This is a genomic window from Micromonospora sp. WMMA1363, assembly GCF_030345795.1.
Classification (GTDB): Bacteria; Actinomycetota; Actinomycetes; order Mycobacteriales; family Micromonosporaceae; genus Micromonospora.
The window spans coordinates 3,690,543-3,705,192 of record NZ_JAUALB010000001.1 but is presented as its reverse complement, the minus strand read 5'-3'; the positions used below and the strand labels follow the sequence as shown (position 1 = coordinate 3,705,192).

The following is a 14,650-nucleotide window of genomic DNA, read 5'->3' as shown; positions in this document are numbered from 1 at the left end:
GATCACCCACCATCCCCGGGCCCGGCGCTGCCGTCGGTGGGGAACAGGGCCCTGCTCAACCCCGGTCACCCCCATTGGTGAAGGTTTTCACACCTTCTTGGTTCGGTTCCGTCGCCGCGGCGCATACTGGCGATCGACCGGTACCCCTTCTCGAGGACTGGATCGTCACATGAGCGCTCCGCTGCGCCCGCGTCCCGGGCCGGCCGAAGGGCCGGCCCACGCGTCCGTTCCCCGTGCGTTGACCGTCGGCGTGATCGGCGCCGGTCGGGTCGGTGCAGTGCTGGGGGCCGCTCTCGCCGCCGCCGGCCACCGGGTGGTCGCCGCCGCCGGGATGTCCGGCGCGTCTCGCGCCCGGCTGGCGCTGCTGCTCCCCGCCGTTCCGTGTCGCTCGGCCACCTCGGTGGCCCAGGCCGCGACCGACCTTCTGCTGCTCGCGGTGCCGGACGACGCGCTCGCCGGCGTGGTCGCCGGGCTCGCCCGCGCCGGCGCGCTGCGCCCCGGCCAGGTGGTCGCGCACACCTCCGGTGCGCACGGGCTGGCGGTGTTGGCCCCGGCCACCGGGATCGGCGTCCGTCCACTGGCCCTGCACCCGGCCATGACCTTCACCGGTACGCCGGACGACCTCGCCCGACTGGCCGGCATCTCGTATGGGGTGACCGCGCCGGCCGAGCTGCGCCCGCTCGCCGCCCGGCTCGTCGCCGACCTCGGTGGCGTGCCGGAGTGGATCGGCGAGGCGGACCGGCCGCTGTACCACGCGGCGTTGGCGCACGGCGCCAACCATCTGGTGACGCTGGTCAACGAGGCGGCCGACCGGCTGCGTGACGCCGGGGTGGGTCAACCCGACAAGGTGCTCGCTCCGCTGCTGAGGGCCGCGCTGGAGAACGCGCTCCGCCTCGGCGACGACGCGCTGACCGGCCCGGTGTCCCGGGGCGACGCCGGTACGGTCCGACGGCACCTGGCTCGACTCGCGGCGACCGCACCGGAATCCGTGGGGCCCTACCTGGCGTTGGCACGACGGACCGCGGACCGCGCGATCGCGGCCGGGCGGCTGCGCCCGGAGGACGCGGAGCCGCTGCTGGGCGTGTTGAGTGGGACGGATCGGGAGGTGGCCGCGTGACCGAGTTGGTGCACACCCGGGCCGAGCTGGCGGCGGCGCGCAAAGCTCTCGACGGCACGGTCGGCGTTGTCATGACCATGGGCGCCCTGCACCGAGGACACGAGGTGCTGCTGCGGGCGGCTCGCGAGCGGGCTGACAGCGTACTCGTCACGATTTTCGTCAACCCGCTCCAGTTCGGGCCGAACGAGGACTTCGACCGTTATCCGCGGACAATCGACGCGGATCTGGAGATCTGCCGGCGGGCCGGCGTGGACGTGGTCTTCGCGCCCGCCGTCGCGGACATGTACCCGGACGGTCAGCCCCGGGTCCGGGTACATCCGGGCCAGCTCGGCGAGGAGTTGGAGGGCCAGAGCCGCCCCGGCTTCTTCCACGGGGTACTCACCGTGGTGCTGAAGCTGCTGCAACTCACCGGCCCGGACGTGGCGTTCTTCGGCGAGAAGGACTACCAGCAGCTCACCCTGGTCCGCCGGATGACCCGGGACCTCGACGTGCCGGTGGAGATCGTCGGGGTGCCGACGGTCCGGGAACCCGACGGGCTGGCGCTGTCCAGCCGCAACCGGTATCTGTCGCCCGGCGAGCGCGGGGCCGCGCTGAGCCTGTCGGCGGCGCTGCGTGCCGGGGCGGAGGCCGCCGACGCGGGCGCGCCCGCCGACGCGGTCCTGGCCGCCGCGCACGCCGCCCTCGGCTCCGGTACGCCGGGCGCGCGGCTGGACTACCTGGTGCTCACCGACCCGGATCTGGAGCCCGGGCCGGTCGCCGGTCCGGCGCGGCTGCTCATCGCCGCCCGGGTCGGCACCACTCGCCTGATCGACAACGCGCCGATCCGGCTCGCCCCCCGATCCTGACCCGACCACCAGTCGAAAGGCCCCCGATGCTGCGCACCATGCTCAAGTCGAAGATCCACCGGGCCACGGTGACCCAGGCCGACCTGCACTACGTCGGGTCGGTGACGGTGGACCAGGACCTGCTCGACGCGGCCGACCTGCTGCCCGGCGAGCAGGTGGCGATCGTGGACATCACCAACGGCGCCCGGCTGGAGACGTACGTGATCCCGGGCGAGCGGGGGAGTGGCGTGATCGGCATCAACGGTGCCGCCGCCCACCTCGTGCACCCCGGCGACCTGGTCATCCTCATCTCGTATGGGCTGCTCGACGACGCCGAGGCCCGCTGGTACCAGCCGAAGGTCGTGCACGTCGACGCGGCGAACCGCATCGTCGACCTGACCGCCGATCCCACGACGGCCGTCCCCGGCACCGCGGGTGACCCGACCCCGAACCCCCTCGCGGCCGCCCTCCCCTGACCCGCCCCGACCTGTCCGCCGCGATCTTGCACCCTGGTTGCGGCTGTCTGCGCCTCCACGTCAGATGTTCCGACAGAAACCGCAGGATCGCGTGGTCTGGGGCGAGGATCCGGTCTGTCACCGGGGGGTGATTCACCGTTACGCTGGCGGGGTGGGCGTCGGCTGGGGGAGGCGGCGTGAGACAGCGGGTCGGGCGTGGCATTCTCACCGTTATTGCCGCGGGAGCGTTGCTGGGCGGGTGCGCCGGTGAGACCGACGGCGATCTGACCGACGACTGGAAAAGTCTGCCGGCGGCCGGCCCGTTCACGCCGGAGGCGGGCGTCTGTCACCTCGCCGACTTCGCCGCCGTGGTGCCGTTGGACGTGTACCAGCCGGTCGACTGCGCGGTGCCGCACCGGGTCGAGACCGTGCACGTGGGGTCGTTTCCGGCGGCCCAGGAGGACCCGCCGGCCGGTGGTTCGGCCGATTTCCGGGGCGCGTTCGCCGACTGCGACACCCGAGTCGTCGAGTACGTGGGTGACGACTGGCGGGTCGGGCGGCTGCGGTTGTCGGTGGCGGTGCCGTCGGCCACCGGCTGGACGTCCGGCTCCCGCTGGTATCGCTGCGACCTGACCGAGATGACCACCGCCGAGGCCGCCGCCACCGCGGTCACCCGGGTCGGCGGCCTCCGGAACGCGCTGGCCGGTCCGTCGCCGTTGCGGCTCGGCTGCCAGCGGAGTCGACGGGACGCGGGTGGCGGCGTGGCGACGCTACTTCCAGTGGAGTGCGCCGTCCGCCACGACGCCGAGTTCGTCGGGGTATGGCGGGCGCCGGACCGGCCGTACCCTGCCCGGGACGCCGACTGGGCATCGCTCTACGCCGGCTGCCGCAGCGCGATCGCCCGCCACGTCGGCGTCCCGGACGACGTGGCGTTGCGGTTCCGCGCCGACGTCGTGGTCCGCCCGCCCGGAGCCGGCCGGTGGCGGGTCGGCGACCGGGGGGTCCGCTGCTACCTGTGGCTCAGCGACCGGACGACCATCGGCTCCCTGAAGGGTGCGGGCCCGGCCGGTCTGCCGGTCCGCAGCCGCTGAGGGCGGGAGCTCGCTGGACAGCGCCATCCGCTGGCTGGCGGTGCGGCTGACCCGGCGACGCCACGCCCACCGGCCCGGTCGACGAGGTGGCGGCGGGTGGGCTGATCCGGCACGCCGTAGCCCAAACCACTTGTTCCACCCCCGCCACCCTTCGTGAGTGACCTTCGGGTTGACTTGGGGCATGGACCTACCGACCGGCGACCTGCCGGGCCTGCCCCGCCTGCTGGCCGCCCCCGCGCCCGGCTGGGTGGAGACGACCGACGTGGTCGTTGTCGGCTCCGGTGTGGCCGGGTTGACCGCCGCGCTGCATCTGCGCGAGGCCGGCCTGCACGTCACCGTGGTCACCAAGGTCGACATCGACGAGGGGTCGACCCGCTGGGCGCAGGGCGGCATCGCGGCGGTGCTCGACCCCCACGACAGCCCGGCGGCGCACGCCTCGGACACCGAGATCGCCGGGGTCGGGCTCTGTGACCCGGCAGCGGTCCGCGTCCTCGTCGAGGAGGGGCCGATCCGGCTGCGGGAGCTGATGCGGATCGGCGCCGAATTCGACCGCAATCGGGACGGCTCGCTGATGCTGACCCGCGAGGGCGGGCACCGGGCGGACCGCATCGTGCACGCCGGCGGCGACGCCACCGGTGCGGAGGTGCAGCGGGCACTGCACGCCGCGGTCCGCCGGGACCCGTGGATCCGGCTGGTCGAGCACGCATTGGTGCTGGACCTGCTGCGGGCCCCGGGCGACGGCCCGGACGGACTCGGGCCGGCCTGTGGTGTCACCCTGCACGTGCTGGGCGAGGGCAGCGAGGACGGGGTGGGTGCCGTCCTGGGCCGCGCCGTGGTGCTCGCCACCGGCGGAATGGGCCAGATCTTCGCGGCTACCACGAACCCGGCTGTCTCCACCGGCGACGGGGTGGCGCTCGCGCTGCGGGCCGGCGCCGCCGTCACCGACGTGGAGTTCGTTCAGTTCCATCCGACCGCGCTCATCGTGCCGGAACCCGCCCGTGTGCCCGGCACCGGGCACGCCCAGCAGCCGCTGGTCTCCGAGGCATTGCGTGGCGAGGGCGCGCACCTGGTGGACGGCGACGGCAAGCGGTTCATGGTGGGGCAGCACGACCTGGCCGAGCTGGCCCCCCGGGACGTGGTCGCCAAGGGCATCCACCGGATGCTGCTCGCCACCGGCGCGGACCACGTCTTTCTCGACGCGCGGCACCTCGGCGGCGACTTCCTGGCCCGGCGGTTCCCCACGATCGTGGCGTCCTGCCTGGCCATCGGCGTCGACCCGGCGACCGATCTGATTCCGGTCGCCCCGGCCGCCCACTACGCCTCCGGCGGCGTCCGCACCGATCTGCGCGGCCGCACGTCGATTGCGGGCCTGTACGCCTGCGGCGAGGTCGCCTGCACCGGTGTGCACGGCGCGAACCGGCTGGCCAGCAACTCCCTGCTGGAGGGGCTGGTGTTCTCCCGCCGGATCGCCGACGACCTGGCGGCCGGCCTGCCGGAGCAGGCGAAACCGGCGCCGACCGGGGCCTGGGCCGGCGGTGAGGGCTGGGTGCTGCCGGCCACCGGCACGCCGGCCCTGCAACGATCGATGACCCGTGGGGCGGGTGTGCTGCGGTCCGCCGCGACGCTGGCCGACACGGCCGCCGCGCTGTCCGCCGTGGGCGACGGCCGGGGTGTGCCCCGCACCCCGGACTGGGAGGCGACGAACCTGCTCACCGTGGCGTCGACGCTGGTGGCCGCCGCGTATGCCCGTGCGGAGACCCGGGGCTGCCACTGGCGGGAGGATTTCCCGGTGGCCGACGAGCGGTGGCGCGGCCACTTGGTCGGCACGATCGGGGCGCGAGGCCGGCTGGGGCTGACGTGGGAGGGGGCTTGGTGAGTGTGAGGAGTGAGCTGGGTTTGCGAGCCCCGCAGTCGCGAACTAAGGAGGCACAGTGACCGAGGCGAGCCGGGCGTTACGCGGCGCCGGTCTGGACCCGGACCGGGTACGCCGGGTGGTGACTGACGCGCTCGTCGAGGACTTGGGCCCGGATTTCCTCGACGTGACCAGCGTCGCCACGATCTCCGACGGCCAGAACGACACGGCCGACCTGGTGGCGCGCGCCGACGGGGTGGTGGCCGGGCTGCCAGTCGCCGCTGCCGTTTTCGAGCTGGTCGGCGAGGTGACCGGCACGGGCCGTGCGGTCGAGGTGTCGCTGGTGGCGCACGACGGGCAGCGCGTGGCGCGCGGCGACGTGCTGGCGACGGTGACCGGCCCGACCCGGCTGCTGCTCACGGCGGAGCGCACCGCGCTCAACCTGCTCTCCCGGATGTCCGGGGTGGCCACCCACACCCGTGCCTGGGCGGACGCGTTGGCCGGCACGAAGGCGACGGTACTCGACACCCGTAAGACCACCCCGGGCCTGCGGATGCTGGAGAAGTACGCCGTGCGGGCGGGCGGCGGCACCAACAAGCGGATGGGTCTGCACGATGTTGCCATGATCAAGGACAACCACAAGCTGGCGGCGGGTGGGATCACGGCGGCCTTCCGCCGGGTCCGCGAGTCGTTCCCGGACGTGCCGGTGCAGGTGGAGGTCGACACCGTCGCCGAGGCGGTCGAGGCGGTCGGGGCCGGGGCGGGCTTTCTGCTGCTGGACAACATGACCCCGCGGATGCTGCGCGAGGTGGTGGCCGCGGTGGGGGACCGGGCCGAACTGGAGGCGACCGGCGGGCTGACCCTGGACGGGGCGGCCGAGTATGCCGCCACCGGTGTGGACTTCCTGTCGGTTGGCGCGCTCACCCACTCCTCGCCCATCCTGGATATCGCGCTGGACCTGCGGACGGAGTGAGCGGGTGGCGGACGGAGCGGCTCAGGCCGCCTGGGCGAGCCGGGAGTCGACATCCACAGCGCCCCGCCGGCCAGGACCCGCACGTGCCGGCGGCGCCGGCGCAGCACGTTGCGCCCGCGGATCCACCACATCCCCGACACGTCCGTTCCCCGTCCGGCGCGCCGTGGATCGACCGATGTTCATGTCGTGATGGCTGTCAGGATACGGTTGGTCGGCCGCTGCGTGTCGCATTGGTCGGAAGGTTGTCTAGGCTGCGTGCGTGCTGCTCTGCATCGACATCGGAAACACCAACACCGTGCTGGCGACCTTCGACGGCGACAAACTGGTGCATTCTTGGCGAATCAATACCGATGCCCGGTCGACGGCCGACGAGCTTGGGCTGATGTTCCGTGGCCTGTTGGCTGGGGACGCCGTGGAGATCACCGGGGTGGCCGCGTGCTCGACCGTGCCGGCCGCGCTGCGCTCGCTGCGGACGATGCTCGACCGCTACTACGCCGAGCTGCCGCATGTGATCGTCGAGCCCGGGGTGCGTACCGGCGTGCAGCTGGCGATCGACAACCCGAAGGAGGTCGGTGCCGACCGGGTGGTCAACACCCTGGCCACGTACACCCTCTACGGCGGGCCGTCGATCGTCGTGGACTTCGGCACCACCACGAACTTCGATGTGATCAGCGGTCGGGGGGAGTTCCTGGGCGGTGCGTTCGCGCCGGGGATCGAGATCTCCTTCGACGCACTCGCTGCCCGCGCCGCCCAGCTCCGCAAGGTGGAGGCGGCCCGACCGCGCTCGGTGGTCGGCAAGAACACCGTCGAGTGCCTCCAGTCTGGCCTCTACTTCGGCTTCGCCGGCCAGGTGGACCGAATTGTCGAGCGGATGGCCGAGGAGCTGGGCGAGGTGAAGGCGGTGATCGCCACCGGCGGCCTGGCCTCGCTCGTGATCAACGAATGTCGGACGATCACCCACCACGAGCCGATGATCACCCTGATCGGGCTGCGGATGGTTTACGACCGCAACGTCTGAGGGACCGGGGCTGGCTCCGTTGCCGCCTGGTCAGGAGATCCCGCGACGCCCGGTCGACCCGCGTCCGTTACGCTCGGTCGGCCGCCCGGGTCCGTTACTCGCGGTCGGCGATGATCCGGATAGTGCGACCGGGTGTGGACCATCCCGATCAGCTCGTCGGTACCGGGCGTCGTTGCCCGCGGCGGCGCCGAACGAGAGACCTGAGTGGCTTCGGTCATGGCAGGCGGGTCATCCGGTAACCCACCCGCAGGCCCTTGAGTACGCTCGGGCCTGACCCCGCCCGAGTTCTCCGTCTGAGGAAGCGTGCCGTGACCGAGCAGAACGCCGTGCCAGTCGACCCCGCCGACGACCTTCCCGAGCAGATGAAGGTCCGCCGGGAGAAGCGGGACCGGATGCTCGCCGAGGGCGTCGAGCCGTACCCGGTCGGATACCCACGTACCACCACCCTCGCGGAGATCCGGCAGAAGTACGGCGACCTGCCTACCGACACGGCGACCGGTGACCAGGTCTCGGTCACCGGCCGGGTGATCTTCGTACGCAACACCGGCAAGCTCTGCTTCGCCACCCTGCGCGACGGCGACGGCACCGAGTTGCAGGCGATGCTGTCACTGGACCGGGTCGGGGCGCGGCGGCTGGAGGACTGGAAGCGCCTGGTCGACCTCGGCGATCACGTCGGGGTGACCGGTGAGGTGATCACCAGCCGACGCGGCGAGCTGTCGGTGCTGGTGGCGGAGTGGGCGGTCACCGCCAAGGCATTGCGTCCGCTGCCGGTGGCGCACAAGCCGCTGAGTGAGGAGGCCCGGGTCCGGCAGCGTTACGTGGACCTGGTCGTCCGCCCGCAGGCGCGCCGGATGGTGCGTACCCGGGCGGCCGCCGTCCGCGGCCTGCGAGACTCGCTGCACGAGCAGGGCTTCATCGAGGTGGAGACCCCGATGCTTCAGCTGCTGCACGGCGGCGCCGCGGCGCGCCCATTCGTGACCCACAGCAACGCACTCGACACCGATCTGTATCTGCGAATCGCGCCGGAACTCTTTCTCAAGCGAGCGGTCGTTGGCGGCGTCGACCGGGTCTTCGAGATCAACCGCAACTTCCGCAATGAGGGCATCGACTCGTCGCACTCGCCGGAGTTCGCGATGCTGGAGGCATACCAGGCCTACGGTGACTACGACACGATGGCCGAGTTGACTCGCAATCTCGTCCAGCGGGCGGCGGTCGCGGTCGGCGGCTCGACTGTGGTGACACACGCGGACGGGCGCGAGCTGGATCTGGGTGGTGAGTGGCGCTCGGTGACCCTCTTCGGCGTTCTTTCCGAGGCCCTCGGTGAAGAGGTCACGGTCCGAACCGAGCGGGCCCGTCTGGTCGAGTACGCCGACAAGGTGGGCCTGCCCGTCGACCCGAAGTGGGGGCCGGGCAAGCTCGTCGAGGAACTGTTTGAGGAACTCGTCGTCCCCGGTCTGACGGAGCCCACCTTCGTCCGGGACTACCCGGAGGAGACCAGCCCGCTCACCCGTGCCCACCGCAGCGAGCCGGGGCTGGCCGAGAAGTGGGATCTCTACGTGCTCGGCTTCGAGCTTGGCACCGCGTACTCCGAACTGGTGGATCCGGTGGTCCAGCGGGAGCGCCTGATGGCCCAGGCGCAGCTCGCGGCGCGCGGTGACGACGAGGCGATGCGGCTCGACGAGGACTTTCTCCGGGCGATGGAGTACGGAATGCCGCCGGCCGGTGGCATGGGAATGGGAATCGATCGGCTTCTCATGGCGCTGACCGGCCTGGGAATTCGGGAAACCATCCTCTTCCCGCTGGTCCGGCCCGAGTGACTGGTCGACGTCTCCAGCTCCTTACCGCATCCTATTGACGCGGCAAGCATCATACGGGTTATTGTTGCCGGTAAGTCGCAGGTGCACCCTGCTCGAAAGGAATGTGGGACGTGGCCAAGCAGATCATTCATAAGCTGGTCGATGACCTGGACGGCGGGGACGCTGACGAGACCGTCAAGTTCGCCCTCGATGGCGTTCAGTACGAGATCGATCTGTCGAGCGTCAACGCCGAGAAATTGCGGGACGTTTTCGCTCCGTACGTCGCCAGCGGCACGAAGGTCGGTCGGGGTGGCGTGGTCGTGGGTGGCCGGGCCGCCCGGGGTCGGGGCGGCGCCACCGCCGACCGGGAGCAGAACAAGGCGATCCGCGCCTGGGCCAAGAAGGCCGGCAAGGAGATCTCCGACCGGGGTCGGATCCCGCAGGAGATCGTTGACGATTACCACGCTCGCGCCGGTCACTGAGCCGGGGGCGGGCCGCGGACGCCGGCTCGGAGCACCGCTCCGGGCCGGCGTCGCCGTATGGTTGGCCAGTCCGGCGGGAAGAAACGCCGGTGAGCCCGTGTTCTCCACGGTCGGTGCAGATCCAGTCCCACAGCCGGTGGGCGGTCCGGCGAGACCCGGCCCGGTGCGGTGGCGCTCCACCCGCTCTTGCGCGGTGTCCGGGAGGCCGCCGAATTTCGCTCTGCGCGTAGCGGCGAGGCTACCGGAACACCGGCTGAGCGCGGACGGTTGTGCAAAACAACGCGTACTCGGCGCTTGGCGGGGACACACGACCTCAGCCGGGTCGGTCCGCGGCGATAGAGTGATGAGGCACGGACGTCCGTCCCGGACGCCCGCGCACCGGCCCCGCCAAGATCTTGACCATCAAGGCGCACGGCACGTGAGGAGCACGAGGGCATGTTCGAGCGGTTCACCGACCGAGCGCGACGGGTTGTCGTCCTGGCCCAGGAAGAGGCCCGGATGCTCAACCACAACTACATCGGTACGGAGCACATCCTGCTGGGCCTGATCCACGAGGGTGAGGGCGTCGCGGCGAAGGCCCTGGAGAGCCTCGGCATCTCCCTCGAGGGCGTCCGCCAGCAGGTCGAGGAGATCATCGGCCAGGGCCAGCAGGCGCCGAGCGGGCACATCCCGTTCACGCCGCGGGCCAAGAAGGTGCTGGAGCTGTCGCTGCGGGAGGCGCTGCAACTCGGCCACAACTACATCGGCACGGAGCACATCCTGCTCGGTCTGATCCGCGAGGGTGAGGGCGTCGCCGCCCAGGTGCTGGTCAAGCTGGGGGCCGACCTCAACCGGGTCCGTCAGCAGGTGATCCAGCTGCTCTCCGGCTACCAGGGCAAGGAGCCCGCCGCGGCCGGCGCCGCGCCGGGTGAGGCCGCGCCGTCGACCAGCCTCGTGTTGGACCAGTTCGGCCGCAACCTGACCCAGGCCGCCCGTGAGGGCAAGCTCGACCCGGTCATCGGGCGCGAGAAGGAAATCGAGCGGGTCATGCAGGTGCTCTCCCGTCGTACCAAGAACAACCCGGTCCTGATCGGTGAGCCCGGCGTCGGTAAGACCGCCGTGGTGGAGGGCCTGTCCCAGAAGATCATCAAGGGTGAGGTGCCGGAGACGCTGAAGGACAAGCAGCTCTACACCCTCGATCTCGGTGCTCTGGTCGCCGGTTCCCGCTACCGCGGTGACTTCGAGGAGCGCCTGAAGAAGGTGCTGAAGGAGATTCGCACCCGGGGTGACATCATCCTCTTCATCGACGAGATCCACACTCTGGTGGGTGCGGGTGCCGCCGAGGGCGCGATCGACGCGGCGAGCATCCTCAAGCCGATGCTGGCCCGCGGTGAGCTGCAGACGATCGGTGCGACGACGCTGGACGAGTACCGCAAGCACCTGGAGAAGGACGCCGCCCTCGAGCGCCGCTTCCAGCCGATCCAGGTGGGCGAGCCGTCGCTGGCGCACACCATCGAGATCCTCAAGGGCCTGCGGGACCGGTACGAGGCGCACCACCGGGTGAGCATCACCGACGCCGCGCTGGTGGCCGCCGCGACGCTGGCCGACCGGTACATCTCCGACCGCTTCCTGCCGGACAAGGCGATCGACCTGATCGACGAGGCCGGCGCCCGGATGCGGATCCGCCGGATGACCGCGCCGCCGGACCTGCGGGACTTCGACGAGCGGATCGCTCAGGTGCGTCGCGACAAGGAGTCCGCGATCGACGCGCAGGACTTCGAGCGGGCCGCCCAGTTGCGCGACAAGGAGAAGCAGCTCCTCGGCCAGAAGGCGCAGCGGGAGAAGGAGTGGAAGGCCGGTGACCTGGACGTCGTGTCCGAGGTCGACGACGAGCAGATCGCCGAGGTGCTCGGTAACTGGACCGGCATCCCGGTCTACAAGCTGACCGAGGAGGAGACCTCGCGGCTGCTGCGCATGGAGGACGAGCTGCACAAGCGCGTCATCGGCCAGGAGGACGCGGTCAAGGCGGTCTCGAAGGCGATTCGGCGTACCCGGGCCGGTCTGAAGGACCCGAAGCGCCCGTCCGGCTCGTTCATCTTCGCCGGCCCGTCCGGTGTCGGTAAGACCGAGCTGTCCAAGGCCCTCGCGGAGTTCCTGTTCGGCAGCGAGGACGCGCTGATCCAGCTGGACATGTCCGAGTTCCACGACCGGTACACGGTCTCCCGGCTGGTGGGTGCTCCTCCCGGCTATGTGGGCTACGACGAGGGCGGGCAGCTGACCGAGAAGGTGCGGCGCCGGCCGTTCTCGGTGGTTCTCTTCGACGAGATCGAGAAGGCCCACCCGGACGTGTTCAACACGCTCCTGCAGATCCTGGAGGACGGGCGGCTCACCGACGGTCAGGGCCGGATCGTGGACTTCAAGAACACGGTCATCATCCTGACCACCAACCTCGGTACGCGGGACGTCGCCAAGGCGGTGTCGCTGGGCTTCCAGGCTTCTGACGACTCCGAGTCGAACTACGACCGGATGAAGCAGAAGGTCAACGACGAGCTCAAGCAGCACTTCCGGCCCGAGTTCCTCAACCGGATCGACGACACCATCGTCTTCCACCAGCTGCGCCATCAGGAGATCCTGTCGATCGTCGACATCATGATCTCCCGCATCGAGGCACAGCTGCGGAACAAGGACATGGGCCTGGAGCTGACCGACAACGCCAAGAAGTACCTGGCGACCAAGGGCTTCGACCCGGTTCTCGGTGCCCGTCCGCTGCGTCGCACGATTCAGCGCGACATCGAGGACAATCTGTCCGAGCGGATCCTCTTCAACGAGCTGACCCCGGGGCAGATCGTTGTGGTGGACTGCGAGGGTGACCCGAACGACATCGACAAGTCCAAGCTCGTCTTCCGTGGTGCGGACAGGCCGGTCGACGTGCCGGACGCCGTCCCGGCCAACCTGAGCGGCACCGCCACCGGGCCGGACGAGCAGATCGCCTGACCAACCCGCGACGGCCCGGTGGCATCCGCCACCGGGCCGTCGCGTTTCTCTGCCCGGAGTTCCGGCCCTCCGGCGGCTCTCGACCGACGGCGCCCGGCGCGCCTTCGCGCCCGGTGTACGGTTCGCCGAGATGAACTGTCGATACGTCTGCGTGTCACATGTCGGTTTGGGGGATTTTGGGTGGCGGGCGTCACCGCGCGGCCGGGCATGGGCCCAGGGGGCGGGCGTTGTAACCGTCGTGACCGCGCCATCCGGCGTCCGTACCTGGATGCCGGCCGGAATGACAGGCCGGTCGGCGTGGTTACATCCCCCGGACCGCCGTACCCGCCCGGCGCGGGTGGTCGGCGGGTGCCGATCGAGATTCCCCTTCTGGCCGCACGCCCCGACCGCGGCGTGTGTGCCTCCCCCGAAACGGAAGGTGTGAACACCGATGACTGCTCTGATGCGTAAGACTGTGCTGACCGCTGCTGGTGCCGCGTTCGTCGGTGGTGCTTTCGCTGGCCCGGTGGCCGCGTTCGCCGCTCCGGCGCAGACCACCCCGACCGCGGCGGTAGCCGACCGTAAGGGCGGCGACAAGCAGCGGGAACTGGGCGTGGCCTACGAGGCGCAGCCGAACTTCTACTACTGTGGTCCGGCCGCCGCCCGTAACGCCCTGTCGGTGCAGGGCAAGAACATCGACATGGACGCGATGGCCGAGCGGATGCGTACCACCGAGGCCGGCACCGACTCGATCAACGACATCACCCCGGTGCTGAACACCGAGACCGGCGAGGACGTCTACCGCAGCGTCGAGATCAGCGACGCCGAGGCCGACGACAAGCAGACCGACAAGCTGCGTGACGACGTCGTGCGCACCGTCAACGAGGGGCGCGCCGTGGTCGCCAACATCGCCGGCACCACCACCGACACCGACGGCGGCGTGCACTCCTTCGAGGGCGGCCACTACGTCTCGGTCACCGGCTACCGCCACGACGGCGACGAGGTGAAGATCGCCGACTCGGCGAACCCGAACACCGCCGAGTACTGGGTGACCACCGAGGCCCTGGCCGACTGGATCGCCACCCGCGGCTACTCCACCAGCTGACCCACCACGAACGGGCCGGCCCCCACCGGGGCCGGCCCGTTCGCCGTCCCCAACGCCGGCGGCCGGCCTGACAGCTCCGCTCAGGGCAGCAGGACCGGAGGCCCGTCGCCGACCAGGCGGAAGGACGCGTCGCCGACCGGCTCGACGAGCCCGTCGGTCACCAGCCCAGCCAGGGCTCGGGATCGCTGGACGTCGTCGGACCACACCTGGTCCAGACGGTGCCGAGGCACCGGTGCGGTCGCCTCCCGGAGCACGCCGAGCAGCAGCCCTCGGACCTGCCGGTCGGTGCCGGCGTACCGCTGCGGGCGTCGGGTGGGCCCGCTGGGCGGCTCCTGCCCAGAGGCGCGCCAGGCGCAGACGGACTCGATCGGGCAGACGCCGCAGCGCGGCGACCGGGCGGTGCAGACCACCGCGCCCAGCTCCATGATCGCGGCGCTGGTCAGCGCGGCGGCGGCCGGTTCCGTGGGGAGCAGCTCCTCAGCCGCGGCCAGGTCGGCTGGGCGGGTGGTCGGGGCGGCGTCCGGCTCGCCGGCGACCGCCCGGCACACCACGCGCCGGACGTTGGTGTCGACCACGGGGTGCCGTTGCCCGTACGCGAATGCCGCCACCGCCCGCGCCGTGTACGTTCCGACGCCCGGCAGGGCCAACAGCTGCTCCAACCGGTCCGGCACCCGCCCGTCGTGCCGCTCCACGATCGCCAGTGCGCATTCGTGTAGCCGGACCGCCCGCCGCGGGTACCCGAGCCGCCCCCACATGCGGATCGCCTCGGCCGGGGTGTCCGTCGCCAGGTCGGCCGGCTCGGGCCAGCGAGCGAGCCACGCCTCCCAGGCCGGCACCACCCGGGCGACCGGGGTCTGCTGGAGCATCACCTCGCTGACCAGGATCGCCCACGGGCCGATTCCGGGCCGGCGCCACGGCAGGTCCCGAGCGTTCTGTGCGTACCACCGGCTGACCAGGGTGGCGAAGGTCGGTTCAGTCATCGCGT

12 protein-coding genes are annotated in these 14,650 nt (G+C 71.2%); 11 read left to right on the top strand and 1 reads right to left on the bottom strand.

What is annotated here, in order from left to right; all coding sequences use genetic code 11:
- Window positions 1–169 precede the first annotated feature (169 nt).
- The 11 genes from QTQ03_RS17205 (at window position 170) to QTQ03_RS17155 (ending at window position 13,665) form a co-directional block, all read left to right on the top strand.
- On the top strand, window positions 170–1,117 hold the full coding sequence (locus QTQ03_RS17205) for a Rossmann-like and DUF2520 domain-containing protein (protein WP_289278946.1): 948 nt from the start codon (window positions 170–172) through the stop codon (window positions 1,115–1,117).
- On the top strand, window positions 1,114–1,962 hold the full coding sequence (gene panC, locus QTQ03_RS17200) for a pantoate--beta-alanine ligase (protein ID WP_289278945.1): 849 nt from the start codon (window positions 1,114–1,116) through the stop codon (window positions 1,960–1,962). The genes QTQ03_RS17205 and panC overlap by 4 nt, the downstream gene beginning before the upstream one ends.
- 26 nt (window positions 1,963–1,988) lie before the next feature.
- Window positions 1,989–2,417 (top strand): aspartate 1-decarboxylase, encoded by a 429-nt coding sequence (gene panD, locus QTQ03_RS17195; protein ID WP_289278944.1) that lies wholly within the window; start codon window positions 1,989–1,991, stop codon window positions 2,415–2,417.
- A 176-nt stretch (window positions 2,418–2,593) separates the two neighbouring features.
- The gene (locus QTQ03_RS17190; RefSeq protein ID WP_289278943.1) at window positions 2,594–3,487 is read left to right on the top strand and encodes a septum formation family protein; all 894 of its coding nucleotides are present in this window, start codon (window positions 2,594–2,596) and stop codon (window positions 3,485–3,487) included.
- Window positions 3,488–3,668: 181 nt separating this feature from the next.
- On the top strand, window positions 3,669–5,363 hold the full coding sequence (locus tag QTQ03_RS17185) for an L-aspartate oxidase (protein ID WP_289278942.1): 1,695 nt from the start codon (window positions 3,669–3,671) through the stop codon (window positions 5,361–5,363).
- Between the two features lie 55 nt (window positions 5,364–5,418).
- Window positions 5,419–6,312: a carboxylating nicotinate-nucleotide diphosphorylase gene (gene nadC / locus QTQ03_RS17180; RefSeq protein ID WP_289278941.1), complete on the top strand. Its 894-nt coding sequence runs from the start codon at window positions 5,419–5,421 to the stop codon at window positions 6,310–6,312.
- A 259-nt stretch (window positions 6,313–6,571) separates the two neighbouring features.
- A complete protein-coding gene (locus tag QTQ03_RS17175) occupies window positions 6,572–7,330 on the top strand; it encodes a type III pantothenate kinase (RefSeq protein ID WP_289278940.1) in 759 nt (252 codons plus the stop codon).
- 308 nt (window positions 7,331–7,638) lie between these two features.
- Window positions 7,639–9,147 carry a lysine--tRNA ligase gene (gene lysS, locus QTQ03_RS17170; protein ID WP_289278939.1) on the top strand — a complete coding sequence of 503 codons (1,509 nt, stop codon included), beginning with the start codon at window positions 7,639–7,641 and terminating at the stop codon, window positions 9,145–9,147.
- Window positions 9,148–9,257: 110 nt separating this feature from the next.
- On the top strand, window positions 9,258–9,608 hold the full coding sequence (locus tag QTQ03_RS17165) for a histone-like nucleoid-structuring protein Lsr2 (protein ID WP_353890596.1): 351 nt from the start codon (window positions 9,258–9,260) through the stop codon (window positions 9,606–9,608).
- Window positions 9,609–10,043: 435 nt separating this feature from the next.
- A complete protein-coding gene (locus QTQ03_RS17160; RefSeq protein WP_289278937.1) occupies window positions 10,044–12,581 on the top strand; it encodes an ATP-dependent Clp protease ATP-binding subunit in 2,538 nt (845 codons plus the stop codon).
- Between the two features lie 430 nt (window positions 12,582–13,011).
- Window positions 13,012–13,665, top strand: coding sequence for a C39 family peptidase (locus QTQ03_RS17155; RefSeq protein WP_289278936.1), 654 nt, complete (start codon window positions 13,012–13,014; stop codon window positions 13,663–13,665).
- An 80-nt stretch (window positions 13,666–13,745) separates the two neighbouring features.
- Here QTQ03_RS17155 and QTQ03_RS17150 read toward each other — a convergent pair whose 3' ends face one another.
- On the bottom strand, window positions 13,746–14,645 hold the full coding sequence (locus QTQ03_RS17150; protein ID WP_289278935.1) for an iron-sulfur binding domain-containing protein: 900 nt from the start codon (window positions 14,643–14,645) through the stop codon (window positions 13,746–13,748).
- Window positions 14,646–14,650 lie beyond the last annotated feature (5 nt).